Source organism: Cellvibrio sp. pealriver, assembly GCF_001183545.1.
Lineage (GTDB): Bacteria > Pseudomonadota > Gammaproteobacteria > Pseudomonadales > Cellvibrionaceae > Cellvibrio.
In genome coordinates this window covers 939,750-957,075 of record NZ_KQ236688.1, presented here as the reverse complement: position 1 = coordinate 957,075, position 17,326 = coordinate 939,750, and the positions used below count along the sequence as shown (strand labels likewise).

The 17,326-nt window shown below is 43.9% G+C and carries 19 protein-coding genes; 4 read left to right on the top strand and 15 right to left on the bottom strand.

Annotated features, from left to right (window positions below):
* Nucleotides 1–237: 237 nt before the first annotated feature.
* Nucleotides 238–2,430, top strand: coding sequence for a TonB-dependent receptor (locus VC28_RS03905; protein ID WP_082191398.1), 2,193 nt, complete (start codon nucleotides 238–240; stop codon nucleotides 2,428–2,430).
* A 15-nt stretch (nucleotides 2,431–2,445) separates the two neighbouring features.
* Here VC28_RS03905 and VC28_RS03900 read toward each other — a convergent pair whose 3' ends face one another.
* From VC28_RS03900 to VC28_RS03885, 4 genes are all read right to left on the bottom strand, one after another.
* Complete coding sequence (locus tag VC28_RS03900) at nucleotides 2,446–3,945, bottom strand: FAD/NAD(P)-binding protein (RefSeq protein WP_082191397.1); 1,500 nt, start codon at nucleotides 3,943–3,945, stop codon at nucleotides 2,446–2,448.
* Between the two features lie 101 nt (nucleotides 3,946–4,046).
* On the bottom strand, nucleotides 4,047–4,460 hold the full coding sequence (locus VC28_RS03895) for an ExbD/TolR family protein (RefSeq protein WP_049629499.1): 414 nt from the start codon (nucleotides 4,458–4,460) through the stop codon (nucleotides 4,047–4,049).
* Nucleotides 4,460–5,206: a MotA/TolQ/ExbB proton channel family protein gene (locus VC28_RS03890; protein WP_049629498.1), complete on the bottom strand. Its 747-nt coding sequence runs from the start codon at nucleotides 5,204–5,206 to the stop codon at nucleotides 4,460–4,462. The genes VC28_RS03895 and VC28_RS03890 overlap by 1 nt, the downstream gene beginning before the upstream one ends.
* Before the next feature lie 72 nt (nucleotides 5,207–5,278).
* Nucleotides 5,279–6,067, bottom strand: coding sequence for an energy transducer TonB (locus tag VC28_RS03885; protein WP_053094151.1), 789 nt, complete (start codon nucleotides 6,065–6,067; stop codon nucleotides 5,279–5,281).
* 551 nt (nucleotides 6,068–6,618) lie between these two features.
* Here VC28_RS03885 and VC28_RS03875 point away from each other — a divergent pair.
* A complete protein-coding gene (locus VC28_RS03875) occupies nucleotides 6,619–7,908 on the top strand; it encodes an O-acetylhomoserine aminocarboxypropyltransferase/cysteine synthase family protein (protein WP_049629496.1) in 1,290 nt (429 codons plus the stop codon).
* An 84-nt stretch (nucleotides 7,909–7,992) separates the two neighbouring features.
* On the opposite strand, the gene VC28_RS03870 is transcribed toward VC28_RS03875, so the two are convergent.
* Nucleotides 7,993–8,550, bottom strand: a complete 558-nt coding sequence (locus VC28_RS03870; RefSeq protein WP_049629495.1) for a hypothetical protein — start codon at nucleotides 8,548–8,550, stop codon at nucleotides 7,993–7,995.
* An 86-nt stretch (nucleotides 8,551–8,636) separates the two neighbouring features.
* Nucleotides 8,637–9,275: a peroxiredoxin gene (locus tag VC28_RS03865; protein ID WP_049629494.1), complete on the bottom strand. Its 639-nt coding sequence runs from the start codon at nucleotides 9,273–9,275 to the stop codon at nucleotides 8,637–8,639.
* Between the two features lie 280 nt (nucleotides 9,276–9,555).
* On the opposite strand from VC28_RS03865, the gene VC28_RS03855 reads away from it, so the two are divergent.
* Complete coding sequence (locus VC28_RS03855; RefSeq protein ID WP_049629492.1) at nucleotides 9,556–10,521, top strand: sulfite exporter TauE/SafE family protein; 966 nt, start codon at nucleotides 9,556–9,558, stop codon at nucleotides 10,519–10,521.
* A 600-nt stretch (nucleotides 10,522–11,121) separates the two neighbouring features.
* On the opposite strand, the gene VC28_RS03850 is transcribed toward VC28_RS03855, so the two are convergent.
* The 9 genes from VC28_RS03850 to VC28_RS03810 form a co-directional block, all read right to left on the bottom strand.
* Nucleotides 11,122–11,622, bottom strand: coding sequence for a hypothetical protein (locus VC28_RS03850; protein ID WP_049629491.1), 501 nt, complete (start codon nucleotides 11,620–11,622; stop codon nucleotides 11,122–11,124).
* A 22-nt stretch (nucleotides 11,623–11,644) separates the two neighbouring features.
* Nucleotides 11,645–11,947: a hypothetical protein gene (locus VC28_RS03845; RefSeq protein ID WP_231591637.1), complete on the bottom strand. Its 303-nt coding sequence runs from the start codon at nucleotides 11,945–11,947 to the stop codon at nucleotides 11,645–11,647.
* 251 nt (nucleotides 11,948–12,198) lie between these two features.
* On the bottom strand, nucleotides 12,199–12,603 hold the full coding sequence (locus VC28_RS03840; protein WP_049629489.1) for a VOC family protein: 405 nt from the start codon (nucleotides 12,601–12,603) through the stop codon (nucleotides 12,199–12,201).
* Between the two features lie 297 nt (nucleotides 12,604–12,900).
* Nucleotides 12,901–13,356, bottom strand: coding sequence for a hypothetical protein (locus VC28_RS03835; protein WP_049629488.1), 456 nt, complete (start codon nucleotides 13,354–13,356; stop codon nucleotides 12,901–12,903).
* Nucleotides 13,357–13,504: 148 nt separating this feature from the next.
* The gene (locus VC28_RS03830; RefSeq protein WP_049629487.1) at nucleotides 13,505–13,846 is read right to left on the bottom strand and encodes a hypothetical protein; all 342 of its coding nucleotides are present in this window, start codon (nucleotides 13,844–13,846) and stop codon (nucleotides 13,505–13,507) included.
* Between the two features lie 133 nt (nucleotides 13,847–13,979).
* Nucleotides 13,980–14,423, bottom strand: coding sequence for a hypothetical protein (locus VC28_RS03825; protein WP_049629486.1), 444 nt, complete (start codon nucleotides 14,421–14,423; stop codon nucleotides 13,980–13,982).
* Nucleotides 14,424–14,492: 69 nt separating this feature from the next.
* A complete protein-coding gene (locus VC28_RS03820; RefSeq protein ID WP_049629485.1) occupies nucleotides 14,493–14,795 on the bottom strand; it encodes a hypothetical protein in 303 nt (100 codons plus the stop codon).
* A 189-nt stretch (nucleotides 14,796–14,984) separates the two neighbouring features.
* On the bottom strand, nucleotides 14,985–15,467 hold the full coding sequence (locus VC28_RS03815) for a DUF6438 domain-containing protein (protein ID WP_049629484.1): 483 nt from the start codon (nucleotides 15,465–15,467) through the stop codon (nucleotides 14,985–14,987).
* A gap of 124 nt (nucleotides 15,468–15,591) precedes the next feature.
* Nucleotides 15,592–15,954, bottom strand: a complete 363-nt coding sequence (locus tag VC28_RS03810; protein ID WP_049629483.1) for a hypothetical protein — start codon at nucleotides 15,952–15,954, stop codon at nucleotides 15,592–15,594.
* Between the two features lie 368 nt (nucleotides 15,955–16,322).
* Between VC28_RS03810 and VC28_RS03805 the strand changes: the two genes are divergently transcribed.
* Nucleotides 16,323–17,282 (top strand): IS110 family RNA-guided transposase, encoded by a 960-nt coding sequence (locus VC28_RS03805; protein WP_049628929.1) that lies wholly within the window; start codon nucleotides 16,323–16,325, stop codon nucleotides 17,280–17,282.
* The last annotated feature ends 44 nt before the right edge of the window (nucleotides 17,283–17,326 follow it).

Below are 17,326 nucleotides of genomic sequence, written 5' to 3'. Positions count from 1 at the left end.
CTAAAAACTCATAAAACCATTCATAGCACTGTTAACAATGCATTAACGTTAACAATAATCGTAAATAACTGTACTTAACTGGATTCGCTGCTTCATTTTAAGCAGCCTACTAACAACCCGCACATAGTCGCTCAGTCGTTTAGTGCTGCTCGTCGCGACGCTCATGCGGAATTATGAAATTGTTTGTCACCCTTTTTTTGCAATCATTTTTTGCCATAATGGTTAGTAGAGATGCCCATGAAATACGCCAGAATATCCCGTTCCTCACCCTCGTTTTTAATTACCCCTTTGGCCGCTGCTGTATTTACCTTTAGCGCTCCTGCTGCGCTAAGCCAAACATCAGCTTACAAAGTTGACTATAAGACCGAACAAACATCTGAACAAACATCTGAACAGACATCTGCACAAACAACTGAACAGGCAACTACAGTTTCAGCATCGGCTGAGAAAAAAAATAATCCCCAACTGAAAACTGTGACGGTAATTGGCCACCGCTTAAACCAGTTGGGTAAAAAAATATCAGCGGCAGAAGGTACTGTAGGCAGTGCCGAAATTGCCAACCGGCCAGTATTGCGTACCGGTGAAATTCTGGAGTTTGTGCCCGGCATGGTAGTGACCCAACACAGTGGTTCCGGTAAAGCAAACCAGTATTTCCTGCGGGGTTTTAATCTGGATCACGGTACGGATTTTAATTCCAGTATTGATGGTATGCCGATCAATATGCGCACTCACGGCCACGGCCAAGGCTATACCGATCTCAATTTTATTATTCCTGAACTCATCAGTAGCATCGATTATCGCAAAGGCGCTTATTATGCGGATGTCGGTGATTTTTCAGGCGCAGGTGCTGCTTCATTCAGATTAAAAAATCTGCTGGGTGAAAATAGTGTTTCTGCAACACTGGGTGAAAATCATTATGGCCGCGTGTTTGCAGCGGGCGAAGTTGCACTACACGAGGGCTTGTTGTTGGTAGGTATTGAACGCCAGGTATCGGACGGCCCCTGGACTGATATTAATGAAGATATTGATAAGCTCAACCTTAACGCCCGCTACGTAAAACCCTTTGCCGATGGCACTTTTTCGCTGACCGCAATGGCCTATGACAACAGCTGGAATTCACCCGACCAAATTCCCGCACGCGCTGTAGAACAAGGGCTGATAGATTCTTATGGCTCGCTCAACCCAACCAATGGTGGAGAATCCAGCCGTTACAGCCTTTCAGCAAATTGGCTTACCGATAGTTGGAATGCCAACCTTTATGCAATCCAATCTGATTTGTTATTAATTTCTGATTTTACCTATTTTTTAGATGATCCCGTTAATGGCGACCAATATAAACAAGTAGATGATCGCCACATTTTCGGCGGTGCCCTATCCCACCAGTGGAATACAGAATTGTTTAACATCGCCGTTAATCATCATATTGGTAGCGAATTTCGTTACGACGACATTGCAACAGTCGGGCTCTACAAAACCAAAGCGCGCGAATGGTTAAGTACCGTTCGGGAAGATGGCGTAAAAGAAGCATCCAGCGGCTTATTTGGCCAAACCCGTTTTTTGTTGAGCGATGCATTCAGTACGCACATAGGTTTACGTTACGACTATTACCATGTCGATGTTGACAGCAATATTGTCGAAAATAGTGGCGCAGAAGATACAGGAAAGTTCAGCCTTAAAGCAGGTGCGACTTATTTATTTAGCGATCATCTGGAAGCGTTTATCAATGCAGGCCAAGGCTTCCATTCTAACGACGCGCGCGGTGCAACACTCACACTTGATCCGGTCACACAGGAGCCTGCGGATGCTGTTGAATTAATCGTCCCCTCTACCGGCGCTGAAGTTGGTTTAAAACTGTTTGATGAAAAACGTTTTAATATTTCAGCCTCTTTATGGTATTTGGAATCAGAATCGGAATTAATTTTTATTGGCGATGCAGGCCACAACGAAGCCAGCCGCGCATCAGAACGTGTGGGCGCAGAACTTGCCAGTTATTTCTGGTTTGCGAACAAATGGAATCTGGATGTAGAGCTGGCATGGACACGTGCACGCTTCAGTGAAAACACTCGCGAAGAGGGAAAATATGTTGATGGCTCTGTGCCCTTTGTTGCAAGCACCGGCATTAGTTATGGCGGGCAAGGTAACGGCTTGCACAGTTCATTGCGCTATCGCTATTTTGGTGCGCGGGTACTGGAAAGTTTTAACGACATTAAAGCCGATTCAACCAGCACAGTGAATTTTGGTATTGGCTACCAGTGGGACAGCATCAACATTGAATTGGAAGTGCACAATGTGTTGGATAGCGACGAGCATGATATTGATTACTACTATGCCTCACGCTTGGCGGGCGAACCTGAAGAAGGAATCGAGGACTTGCACTACCACCCTGCTGAACCGCGCACACTCAGGGCGAAAATAGAATATCGCTTTTAAAAACTGGAGCACTGATTATTCAGTACAAGCAACACCAACAGACTGTGTGCTGTTGGTGTTGGTGTTGGTGTTGGTGTTGGTGTTGGTGTTGGTGTTGGTGTTATCAGCAGCCGTCGTAAAAATGGCCTTGGCGATACAAACCGCCTGTTCACGAATTTCATGGATCGCCGTTGTTTCGAATAACACACCGGCTAACGCGGGGCCAATTCCATAAATCTCCTGTTTGGATGAAATTCTGTAGTGATTATTACCGATGAAATTAGCGGTTAATGCAGTGCTATCATCAAGTAAACCATTGCATAAATCCTGCACTACTGAAAACCCTGCGCGATAGCCCATACACATAATCGCTTTATCGGCGATGATTTCCAACCTGGCATTTTTTGATCGCGACGCCGCTAATGACAAAATAAATCCATTGTGAGTGATCTGAATAGCATTCACTGTGGCGCGGTGAATACACAACCGGCCTTGTACTTGTAAATTGTCCAACATCGTTTTGGTACTGGCTGGAATTCTGTGCCGCACACTATTCCACCAAGGCAAAGCTCGCTTGAGACGATGACGCGCTTTGGGGTTTAATCCGCTCCACAAATAATTATTTTGTTCTCGCAATTGATTCACACTGCATTGCCAGGCAATAGCGTTTTTTTCATTGCGCTCGATATACTGACGAATATCACTTAATAGTGCGGATGCTTTTTTTGCTTGTGTGCTCAACACAGGAACATCTGAATGATGCGATGTTCCATGCGCATGGGGTAAAAGGCCGTGACGGGATACCACATGAAATGTTCCTTCAAATCCTTGCGACATCGCTAATTGCACTGCATCTACCAAACTTAAACCTGAGCCGACAATCAGGAGATGATTGATTTTTTTCCAATTGAGATGAAGTGCTTCATCCACATAAGGCGATGACAAAATCGCCGATGATTGTTGTGTGTCCAGCAGCGACGGATAATTCCCTGTGGCCATTAACACAGTATCCGCTTCATAGCACAGGCCCGAGGCAGTAATTACTTGTATAGCGTTGGCAGAAGTACCCTTCTTTACTGCGCTCACTCGTTCGGATTGCAACTCCACAGTGTGGCCAGCTACACGCAGTGATTGCACTGCATGATCAAATACATCTGTCAGGTACTCGCCGTAAATTGCCCGAGGAAAAAAATCATCGCCAGCAATAGCTAGCTCTGCAAACGCGGGGTGAAGATTTTTCCACTCACTAGTGTGTTGTAACCAACGAAAAAAATGCGCAGGGTCATCGCTAAACGCGCCCATGCGCATGGCAGGAACATTTAATACCAATGATGGATGAATAGCGGAGTACGCAAGCCCGCATGGCCGTGAAGGATTATCATCAAGAATGGTTATGCCAAGACGGATTGCCGCAGTGTGACGGGTTGATAAAGTGGAGGGATCGCGCTGGTAGTTTGCCAGCGCGACCAACGCCAATACGGCGGAGGCACCGCAACCGACAATAACCAACCGTTTCCTGTTGAGGATTTCAGACAAACAATAACACCTGTGTAATTAAAAAATTCCATCCATTGGAAGGCATCCTTGCCTCGTCCACTCCTGATGGCAACATCCTGGGTATAAACCTGAAAGTCCTATTAACTTCCGCGTTCAGTCACCATTGATAATTTTTCAATTCCCGCTTTTTCAATCAATACCATAACTTTTGCAACCACACCGTAATTCACCGCATCATCTGCATTAAGGTTCAAACGCAACTCAGGGTCTGATAATTTTCGGTTCTCCAGTTCCTGCTGCAAAATTTCCAATGCGTACTCATCTTTATCCAGATAAATTTTTCCTTCTGCATCAATACTAAGCACCAACGGTTTTTTGGGCTCTTCTATTTGCACAGTAGTTTCCGTATCGGGCAAATTGACATTAATCGCATTGGTCATTAAGGGCGCAGTAATAATAAACACCACCAGCAATACCAACATCACGTCCACCATCGGTGTAATGTTGATCTCACTTAATACTTCATCGCTATCGCCACCGGAAGAAATTGCCATTATGCAAATACCTCTTTGCCGTTCTCAGGCTTTCTTAATTCTGATGTCGCCTCACGCGCGGGGTGCGATTGCGCCGCTTTTACTACGGGTGTGGATGATTTAATACGGAAGCCGGATTTTTGCACCAGGCTCACAAAATCAGTGGCGAAGTCATCCAGATCAGCAGCGATCAATTTCACCCGACGTAAAAAGAAGTTGTACGCCAGCACTGAGGGCACTGCTACGGCAATACCAATCCCGGTAGCAATCAATGCTTCGCCAATCGGCCCCGCCACCACTTCAATGCTCGCGGATTTTGTTGCGGTAATTGCAGTGAGCGCCTGAATAATACCGAACACTGTTCCAAACAATCCCACAAAGGGCGCGGTATTGCCGATGGATGCAAGCACCGCCAAACCATTTTCCAATGAACGGCGCTCTTTTTGGATTTGTTGGCGCAGATGGCGCTCCAACAAATCCTGTCTGTCCCAGCTGTGCTCCAGATCAGTTGCGGTACTTGCATCGGCATTGCGCAAGGTTTGGAAACCCGCTGCCGCAACACGTGCAGTAGCGCCAACGTATTTCTCAAACGATGCTGCCGCGTGTAAATCGGCAGAGGACCAAAAGGTTTTGGTAAACCGACGATTCTGGCGAGACAAGCTCAGGTGTTGGACACCTTTAATGACGATTAACGTCCAGGTGATGATGGAAAAGGCGATCAACGCCCACAAAGTCCACTCAACGATATGTTGGTACAGCTCAGACATAATTTTCTTCCTAACTAATTCCGGATTAACACTAATGGATCATTAAATTGCTGAGCGCTTTTCAGCGCATGTTTATGAATTCGATAACTTGAAATCAATCGGTACTTCTACCCACGAATCGATTGCCGTTTCACCTTGCTTGGCAGGTACAAATGACCAACGTCTTACGGTATCCATCGCTGCTTTATCCAACACACTACGGCCGCTGGATGTTTTCACTTCAACCGACGATGGCTTGCCATTACCCAACACATGCACGTTCAAAATCACAGTACCTTCCCAGCCCCGCTCTACTGCCAACTCAGGGTATTCCGGCGGTGGATTGCGCAGATAACCCGGGTTTGCCGTTGCCGGTGTGACCGGTGGAGGTGGTGGTGGCACCACAGGTGCAGGCGGTGGTGGCGGTGTCTCTACCACTTTTTGCACGGGAACCGGTTTTGGTTTTTCTACCGGCTTGGGTTTTGGTTTTTCCACTTTTGGCGGTGGTGGTGGCGGAACCTCTTCCGGTGGAATCACCGGTGGTGGTGGTAACTCTACCGGCGGACGATAAATCTCAATCGACATTGGAGGTACTTCTGCTTTGGTGATAGGCACCTCTGGCTTGAAATAAAAATAAGCAAATGCCGCGAAGTGCAGCCCCACAATCAATAACAGGCTCAACAATGACCATGCACCGCGGTATTTGGTGTACACCAATTGGATTTGCTTTTGATGACTGTAATCACTGGGGATGACACGCGGAGAAAGTTGAACGACGTCTGCCGATTTACGTGGAACCGCAACGGGCTTTACATGACGCAACTGCTGGCGGACATGGCGACGGTCATAACTGTAGGGTTCAGAGTAAGCATGGGCACTCATATAATTCTCCCACCCGATTGGGTCACTGGAATCGCTTGTGGCGATTTAACAATAGGTTTCCGTAATCAATGGCTTTGCATTGTGTGCAATGCACCACTCATTACAACTATCAGGGGAATTGCAGCAAGCGTGCCAATACAAAATTTTGTTTACGAAAAATTGCGCATGTTATTGAAAGCCGCAGATTTATTGAGTTGTGCCACGAATATCGCAGTAAAAAGCGCAACACAACGATCAGCAGCATAAAATTTGTTGCTTAATCACCAACAATGATGCGCAAATCAAAACAGGGGGAAATTGACTATCTCTTCTGGCAATGTTTAAAAATAAACAGACAACACGCCGTGACAATACAGAAAACTCGCATAAGCTTATGAACTAATCACAGTTTATAAAGGGTAAATGCCTCGCTACAATCCGGACAACACTTGTTGTACCCATCCTTGGAGTCATAAACACACCCGGAGTTATAAATACACACAGCGTTATAAGCACACTCAAGATTACAACCATCGTTCTTTATTTATATTTATTCATGGAGTCATTTTGTTATGTCAGACCAATGGAAATTTGAAACACAATCTGTCCACGCCGGTTACACGCCCGACCCAACAACAAAATCGGTTGCCGTGCCCATTTACCAAACCGTTGCCTACGCCTTTGACAGCGCGCAACACGGTGCCGATTTATTTGATTTAAAAGTGGCGGGAAATATTTATACACGCATTATGAACCCCACCAACGACGTGCTGGAAAAACGCGTTGCCGCGCTGGAAGGCGGGATTGCGGCACTGGCATTGGCATCGGGGCAAGCCGCTGTGACTTATGCGATACAAACCATCGCCGAAGCGGGCGACAATATTGTTTCTTCCACTGCACTTTATGGCGGCACTTATAATTTATTTGCGCACACGCTGCCGCAATATGGTATTACCACTCGCTTTGCAGATCACACCAATCCGGATAGTTTTGAATCGCTTATTGATGAGCGCACCAAAGCGGTATTTGTAGAATCACTCGGCAACCCACAGGGGAATGTTACTGATATTGCGCGCATCGCCGAAATTGCTCATCGCCACGGTGTGCCCTTGATTGTCGATAACACCGTTGCAACACCCTATTTGTTGCGACCTATTGAGCACGGTGCCGATATAGTCGTGCATTCGCTGACAAAATATTTGGGCGGCCACGGCAACAGCATTGGCGGTGCGATTGTGGATTCAGGAAAATTCCCCTGGGCGCAACATAAAGCGCGCTTCAAGCGCCTCAACGAACCCGATGTGAGTTACCACGGCGTGGTTTATACCGAGGCATTGGGCGCAGCGGCCTATATTGGTCGCGCACGCGTAGTGCCACTGCGCAACACCGGCGCTGCACTCTCCCCTTTCAATGCTTTTTTAATTTTGCAGGGTATAGAAACACTGGCATTGCGTATGGATCGCATCAACAGCAACACGCAATCCATTGCTGAATATTTGCAAAAACACAGCAAAGTTAGCTGGGTGAATTATGCGGGATTGCCCGATAACGTTTATCACCCACTTGCGCAAAAATACCTTGGCGGAAAAGCCTCCGGCTTGCTCACCTTCGGTTTAAAAGCTGACGATGGCCGCGAAGCCGGCGCACGCTTTTTGGATGCACTGCAACTCTTCACCCGCCTTGTGAATATCGGCGATGCAAAATCACTCGCCACCCACCCGGCGTCCACCACCCATCGCCAATTATCGCCAGAGGAATTGAAAAAATCCGGCGTAGGTTTGGATACGGTAAGGTTATCGGTTGGTATAGAACATATCGACGATTTACTTGCCGATCTGGAACAGGCGCTGGCGAAGGTGTAATAACACGCTGGTTTGAGGATGTAGATAATTCATAAAAAAGCGCAACCATTATTAGCTGCGCTTTTTTATTTTATGAGCTAATAATTACAGCGCGCCAGGTTTGTAACTCCATTTGGGAGTGACCAGCAATAACACAACAGACAATAATGCAACAGCGATGGATAGCGACAGTGCAATCGACATGTCGCTCATGCGATCGGGATAAATTTTTGCAGCGGCACCCAGCCCAATGCCATTTCCACCTAGCACTAAAATAGTTGCCGCATAATCATGAAAACGGCGTGCTTTATTTGCACCTTGTGACCATGTTTCATGAGTGTTGTAACTGGGTAATATCTCATGCGCATCATTGAGCTGCTCCAATGCCGAGAGAAACCGGCGCAAATTGGAAATAGCCCTTTCCGCTTTGTAATTTAAAAAAGCCAGACAAATTGACGCTACCGGAAAACCGGCCACCAACCATTCAATCGGAACATCGCTAGTCATTACACTGGGTTTAAGCGCAACCAACGCAGCGAGCAAACTCACCACCAAGGTTACATACAATGCAAGTGCCTGTTGTCGTTGATTGATACGGGCATTGACCTCTTGATAGGCAGCAATAAAACGGTAATTGGCATCGACTATATATTTCGTCGTCATCTGATTTTCCTAAAAACCATAATAAAAAAACAAGGGCGCATCCGGCGCCCTTGTTTCGTGTGCATGACGAAAGTGATTGAGTAAAATTATCCGCGCGGATCAGGTGTGAGGCGCAAGTAAGGTTTCACCGCTTTGTAACCTTTGGGGAAACGACGTGCAATTTCTTCGGGGTCTTGTAGCGCAGGCACTATCACTACATCGTCGCCCGACTTCCAGTTACCCGGTGTTGCCACTTTGTGATGCTCCGTTAATTGGAGCGAATCAATCACACGCAGGATTTCATCAAAATTGCGGCCCGTACTTGCGGGATAAGTAATGATCAAACGGATTTTTTTCGCCGGATCAATAATAAACAGCGAGCGCACAGTGAGCGTTGCATTCGCGTTGGGGTGAATCATGTCGTACAGGCTGGACACTTTGCGGTCTGCATCGGCGAGTATCGGAAAGTTCACCTGGGTTAATTGTGTTTCGTTAATGTCATTGATCCATTTGTTGTGGGAATCCACCGGATCAACACTCAACGCAATGGCTTTAACATTGCGCTTGGCAAATTCATCTTTCAGCTTGGCGGTCAGCCCTAATTCGGTGGTGCACACTGGTGTGAAATCGGCGGGATGGGAAAACAATACACCCCAGCTATCACCCAACCATTGGTGAAAACTGATCAAACCTTGCGTGGACTCTTGCGTGAAATCGGGTGCTTCATCACCTAGACGTAAGCTCATTATTGCCTCCTTCGGCTTCTTTATCTCATGTTCAATGGAGTGACTCGCGTGAGTTGTATCCATGGTAGAAGGCAATGCGAAAATCCAAAAATACTATTTTGGACTTTGCTTAGAACCAAATGCGCCAAACCGAAAGTTATAAGCACATAAGAACTTAGTATTTCCCATGCTCATAATCAGTGGATAGGATGCACCCACCTTTACAAAAGCCATAGCTAGCAGGCAGTTAGCCTGAAAATAGCTCGCCTTATAAGACATTAACCAGACAACTGGATACCTCATGAAAATCCGCGATCTCGATTACTCCGATAGCCCCGTCAACCAGGAACATGAAGCGCTGGGACTACCTCCCGTCGAACAAATTCCGCTGCACCCGGTGATTCGCGCTGCCGTGGTATTTGCCTCTTTTACTCTTATCGCATTGGTAGTGCTCGGACTGACACAATTATTTGGCGGCAGCTGGGAGCAAGGCGTAAACAGTATTGAAGCAACCGTCAACGATTCCATGTTCTGGAACGCGGTACTGGTGGGCTTGATCGCCCAAATTATCGATGGCGCACTCGGCATGGCCTACGGCCTGACCTCCACCAGCTTTTTGCTGGCAACCGGTGCATCACCGGCGCTGGCGACCGCATCTGTCCATATGGCAGAAGTGTTTACCACAGGCGTATCGGGCATATCGCACGCTAAATTCGGTAACGTCGATAAAAAACTATTTTTGCGTTTATTGATCCCAGGAATTATCGGCGGCTTGCTCGGCGCAATTCTCGTAACCCAAATTGATGGCAAAGTCCTCAAACCGTTTATTACTGTGTATTTGTTGCTGATGGGTATTTACGTACTGAGCAAAGCCTTCCGCAAACACATCGCCACCCGCAAAGGTGAACCCAAACACGTTGCAAAACTCGCATTGCTCGGCGGCTTTGTAGATACCTCTGGCGGCGGCGGTTGGGGCCCTGTCGTCACCACCACACTGGTAGGTACCGGCCACGACCCACGCACCACCATTGGCTCGGTGAACTTTGCAGAATTCTTTTTAACACTCACCAGCGCTGCATCGCTCTTTATTTTGGTCGATGAAACAATCTGGCACATAGTCGCAGGCTTGATCATTGGCGGCCTATTCGCTGCACCTTTCGCCGCCTACGCGTGCAAAAAGTTCTCAACCAGAACGCTGCTGATTTTGGTGGGATTACTGATCAGTGCAATATCCGTATTCAATTTATACAAGGCAATTGCAGGCTGAAGAAATTTGAGTTCTGAAATACAACGGGCAGAGATTTTTTAAGTCTCTGCCCGTTTTTTATTGGAGGATTTGAATGCTGATGGCGATCAAATTTTTATCTGGAAAATCAAGCTAAGCAGTTGTTGTTATCACTAGTTTTTACATTTATACACATTAGCTGAATGCTGGACAACGCCTATACAAGCAATCTGATCTGACTCAGGTGTTACCCCCGAAATAACTGTTTCCTCGCTCTCTACACTACAGCATTCCATCGTATCTCCTCCAGATTTTACAGCTTCACTTTTCAACACTTTCAAGGAATCTTCAGTTGTTTCAGCATGCGCCACTAAGCCCGCTGAACACTGAGAGACCGAAACAGTTGTTATATATGTACAGCTTTTCGGTTTAGCATTAACAACGTTTACCGGAGCACTAGCAGAGCACGCATGTAGAAAAAACAATAACAGCAAAATGATTAGATGATTGTTCATATGCCTTTATAAACCTGATTTAAGCGGCAGTTTGTAAGTTGTGGTTTGTGGATTACTTTTGCGCAGAAAAATCAAAAGCCGGCTACTAACTATCCAGCGCGTGTAGCACGCTGGATGCTAGGCTTTTTTATGAATTACTGCTGCAAATACGAATATATTTCCCAATCAAAAGATAGAAGGCTATTGAATAAACACAAGGACCAACAAAAGATATGATAGTAAGCATGTATTGATTAGAGTCCACTTCCCAGGCAGGTTTAGAAAACAAAAGCGACGAGATTATTAGAGATATAAGCAAGCTATAAATAAATAGCTTAATAGAAACTGGCAGCGCAAGACAGAAAAGTCGGCCAAAATAGTTCTGCCCATCTCCTTTCTGATTTATTTGGTAGGTGTAATAAATTCCATAGTAGTTTATTGCTGCTTCAGCCAAAAAAAATAGAAAATACTCTACCCATTCGTTTATATCTGAACTTTCAGAGGCAATTATAATTGGCAGACTAAAGCCACTATAAAAAAGAATACTAAAGATAATAAAATGCTTTAGCTGAATTAATTGCCCAATTTCACCCACTCGTATTCTTTCAGCTAGTTTTCTCGGATTGAAAAAATAAATATCCTTTAGCACATTATTCCCCTTTCATAAATATTCACTCAATTTCTTGAGTTCGCCACTCATCACTCTTTACATCATAAAAGGAATGATAGCCCGGCTTTAGCTCTTTAAACCTAGCAATCCATGGAAATTTCTCGAATATACAACCCATGCAGATTACCAAGCCGTCATTTGCGTTATCAGTTGTATTACACATAAATTGCCAGTCACCGCAATCCCAGTGCAAAACCTCAACAATAGGCTGCTCTCCATTCATTACATATTTCGTTGTGACCGCTAAAATGTCATCACTGAAATCGAATGGCCAGTCTTCTTTTTTGTATGAATGAATATGCACTTTTTCCCCTATCTTAATGTCTCGTGCGAATCCATATATATGGATCGTCAGATTCGAATGTTTGAAATTGACCGTACAAATACCACAAAACCATCAGCAGAACCGGGATATTGCTGCGGATAAAAATGCGAATATTACTCTCATACGTCTTCATGACCCCAAGTTAAGCGCAGTTTGTAAGTAGCGCTACGACAAAGTGAGGGTGGCGATTCGCCAAATGCACCACTTGAAAATCGTTCCCGAACACTTTGCTATTTACCACAACTAAACTTCCAAGGCACACCAAAACGGTCTACAACGATTGCGTAACAGGGTGAGAAAAATGTTTTTTGGGGCGGCAAAACCACTTCACCACCAATAGCAAATTTCTCAAATAGAGATTTGACCTTACTTTCACTTTTCACGCCTAACAATATATTAAAACCTTGCGGCTTTTGATATTGCTCCGGGTTAACATCACCACCAGCCAGTTCAACTTGTTCAATTACGATATTTGCATGAACGATTTTATGTTGCCATTCAGGGGTAACGCTTGCAGCTACAGGAGAGTCTTTAAACTCTAGCATTGTGCCAATGGTTCCATTTAAGTACTCCGCATAAAACTCAAAGGCTTCTTTGCACTGACCATTAAAACCAATATGAAATGAAAGGCTCATAGTTATTTCCTTACAATTTTGGAGCGTTGCTCTGTTTTAGTCGAACTTTTCAGATCTTTATTTCTTGCCACAGTTGCTTTTTATGTATCCGATCTGCTGATTACACCATTCTCAACTTTCCACATACCTTGCTCCGTACTCACGTATATAGGCTGACGTGGAGCAAGCTTAGATAGACATGAAATTCATTCGGAGTTGGTCACATTAAATTGATTATTGTTGGCTGGTTTTACCCACAAAACTGCGACTCATAAACTGTCCACTAAACTGGGTGGCATTTCCTGCCACAGTCGCTTGTTAGAGTTTGCTGTTAAATACACTGGAATATTTTTTGAAGCCCATTCTAACTATCAATGGAATGATTAAATGCTCCACAGCCAACACCGGCGTATACCAGAGCGGCCACTCGTCCCCATTTGGATAGCGAGTAATTAATAGCCACAAAAGGAATACAGAAATAAATAATAGCGTTATAGCTTTCTCATGTCTTGGAAATAAAGAATAAGCAATTGATATTCCGACTGCCTCGACAACAAAGGTGACAATAAGATCTATTACACAAATCAATGAATCGCTAGGTTCATTTTCAAATCGAATTAGATTTAGAACAAATAATGTAGATTTTGAAACCGTAAAATACCATGTTAAAAAAACGATTATCGTGATGGCAGAAAGCGTAAGTATGTCCCTTGATAATTCTCTTATTTTATTTAGTTCTATGCTCATATATTGGATTTTCTTGGTCTTACCCATAAAAAGTGAACACCCTAACTATGCAGTCGGCTGTCATGCATTCAAACTCTACTAGCGCAACATAACCAATGCTGGAATCCCTGCTCAAGCGGTTCTGCTGTTTCAAGCACTGACTTTCCGGCGCACACAGTGTGCGAGCTGGAGCTTGTTAGGTCGCCCTTAATAATTTCAAATTTTTTATACCAAGGATTAAATAAAACGTACCCACGACGAACGCCAAGTTATATGGAACATCAACATACAAATCAAAATAAGGACTTCCTCCAGCCATTCCCACTAGTAAAATTCTTGTGACAAAAGAAAGCAGGCCAAACAATGTTGACATCCCGAAAAACAGGAAAGCTTTTGAAAAATACGCTATGTACATTTCATTTTTAAAACCAAATGTTTTCTTCAATGAAAAGTATGCGTAGAAATTAACGATGACTGCTACTACAGAGACTAAAGTATCTAAAACATAATAAGGCGTATAAATACTAATTTCTTCCAAAATACTTACCTCTTTATTTTTTGGCCTAACGTTGCGCTCACCGGCGGATTGTAAATGGTGCGTTGCGATAAACTTCGCGCAACGATATTGAAAAAGTGCTAACTACAATACGCCATGATCAATTCTTTGTTAATTATTTACTGTTACTGATTTGCATTTCAATAGAGCTGTCTAATAACTCATCAGTGTCCGAAGAGTAACTAAATGATTGAACCACCCAAAATTTTTCTTGTTTATAAAAACGAAAATGTATTTCAAACGGCTGCATTTCACTTAGGCATATATATATGTCTTTTCTAATTCTTTGAATAAGTGTTTTAGAAGCTAATTTTTCACAATTTGTTGGGCTTCCAACTTGTTGAATAAAGGATATGAATTGCAATTTTGTACGATCCACATCAGCCTTCTTATCAGCGAAAAATTTGTTACTTGATATTGCATAGTCAAAGGCTTCATTTGTTTTCTTCGCAATAAGTAAAGATATTGTGTTTTCAATTACAGTCTCAGGCTCTATACCTTCTGCGATAACAGATGTGCTCAACGATATTACAATAACACTCAGAACCATTTTAAACATGACTTTCTTCCTATTGCTAATTAACGTTCGATCAACCACTGTTCTTAAGCACGAAGCGCGGTTCTTGCGCTATTTTTTACAGAAAACACAAGATTTATTTCTTATTTGCAAATAAGAACCACCATAGAACAGACCACCGCAGTCACTGCATTTAAATTTTTTAACTAAATAGTGCCACCCATAAAGAGAGACCAAAGCACCAACTACAAAAACGATTAAATAAACTTCAACTGAAGTTTCCGTTATTGAACCGCCGCTCCGGCGCATTAGTATTGGAAAGGCCGACAAAAGCCAAGTTATAGCGATGCAAACAAAGGGAATTGCTATCAATGTGATTACTATGAGATTGCCCTTTTCTTGTTTACTGGTCATGTTTTTCCTTATTCGATGATATGGTGATTTTTATTCTTGCGGAGCCATAACGTTAAGTTCAGCGACCGTTTGTAAGTAGTGACTTTGCGGAATACTTTTGTGCAGCAAAACCACAAAGGCGCGACTTACCAACTGTCCAACGCACGTAGTGCGCGAGTTGCAGCACTTTCTTAGGGTTTATTCAGCGTTTTATTTTACCCATTTTGAAGTGCCAATAACTTGGTCGATATAATTTGCAAGACTTATAACTTCATAAACCTGTTTGGAATCACAGCCTAGGTATACTGAAACAGCCTTTCTTCTATTTTGTATTGAGCTTTCAATAAGGATATAACTAGAATCAGTTGCAGACACGAAGCAGCCCCAACTTCCAGAATCAAGATTTGATTTCATTTTAAAAAAGTTCGCCTTAAGTAGCTCTGCTTTAATTAAATCAATGCTTTCCTTTGGCAGGCTTGCTGTTTGAAAGCCTTTTGCTGAAACGTATTCATAGCCTTCATACTCAACCGCACCATTAGCCTTAACAATTACAGTGTATACAGGGCAGCGACCATAACAAGCTGTACGCTTTAGTTTAACGACCGTTTCATTGTCGATTGTGGGAGTTATTGAGGCACAAGAAAAAAGTAACAGCGATACTATCGTCAAAACTAATTTTTTATAGAAATCCATTTTTTACCCTAACGTTACGATAAACGGTGGTTTTTAAGTAGCACTTTTGCCATAAAATGGAGCGAAGCGGAATGGCAAAAATGCTACTTTAAAACCATCCGATTCATTGCTTTGTTAGCTGTATTTATATTTTTATAATATACAATGAATAAATTACCAAGCCTATGATAGCTACAATTGGCCCTAAAGTTATAAAAGCGAGAAACACCAATGTGAACTGCAGTACAATAAGCTTAAATAGATCATACAATAGCCACGCTGCCATGCGTCCAATTATTGCTCCAGGTAAAATTATTAAAACTACAAAAAGTAACCTGACATCAACAGCCTTAGTAAAATATAAATACTCTAATGAAATTATTCCTACAATCATTCCTATAAATTGAACAGGAGTGGCCAGTCTATTTTCATCATCATAAAGCCACTCTCGAAACTTATATGCTGTGCGGTATATTTTTTCATAGGCTTTAAATATTTTATCCATCATATCGGCTCCATGATGAAATTCTTTGATTTAAGCTAACGTTGCGTTCAGCGGCAATTTTTATGTTGCGCTTTTGTGTTACACACAATGAGCACCGCGAATGCAAAAGCGCAACATAAAAACTGTCCAGTTGAGGCGAAGCCGGAACGGTGCTGCAACGCCTTGTATGATTGATTTCATCAGTTTTCTTATCATTCTTAACGCGATAAGGTGGAGCCCATACCTGCAGCAACAGGTATTCAGCAAGGTAGCCCGGTGCAGCACTGGCGCAGAGTAATCTAGCCCGTTAACAAGCGTGGGCACCTTGCTGATTCTACTTTTAACTCGAACAGTCGAATGGGCTCCGAGCCCGAATGTAGCAAGGGTGAGTTATGAATACAACTACCGCCGCACACATTGATCGCAGTGAAAGAAATGTAGGAATCGACATCGGAAAAAGCACGCTGGATATTTGTATTTTCGAGCTCGATGTTTATTTGCAATATCCCAATACCACGGAAGGGATTCGTGAATTAATTAAAAAACTATCGCGTTATAACCTCACTCGCATTTTGGTTGAGGCGACCGGCGGTTACGAAAGAGGTTTGGTGGAAGCCTGCGCTGAAAAGGAATTGCCGGTAATTATTGTCCAGCCAACCCAAGTTCGTCAGTTTGGCAAAGCACAGGGTGTTTTTGTCAAAACCGATAAAATTGATTCGCGGCTCATCGCACAATTTGGTGCCATATTAAAACCGGAGCCAAGGCCTCTCAATAGTAAAAAAGTACGCTATATCAGGGATTTACTCTCACGCAAGCGCCAACTGAATGAGATGCGAACCCAGGAATTAAATCGTCAGCACAAAGCGCCTGCGATTCTTGCAGCAACCCATAAGCGCTTGCTGAAAGTGCTCGATAAAGAAATTGAAAGCATCAACAAGTTACTCGCCAAAGCCATTGGTGAAGTTACTGAGTGGCAGCGTACTTATGAGATTCTAAGCTCAGTGCCAGGTGTGGGCGATGGTGTTACGTTCACGCTATTGGGAGAGTTACCTGAGCTAGGCCAACTGTCACCACGCAAAATAGCAGCGCTTTGTGGTTTGGCTCCATTTAATCGCGACAGCGGCATGATGAAAGGACGACGTAGAATCAAAGGTGGTCGGGCACCGATTAGAACGGTGTTATACATGGCGATGCTGAGCGCGATTCAGTGTAATCCAGTGATGAAGAAATTTTACAAAAAGCTCGTTGAGCAGGGTAAGCACAAGAAAGTTGCACTTACGGCCTGCATGCGAAAAATGATGACGATTTTAAACGCCATGGTGCGGGATAACTGCGAGTGGCAAGCTAACTAAATTTGCGTTTCAGGTATTGATTTTCTACCACAGTCGCTTGTTAG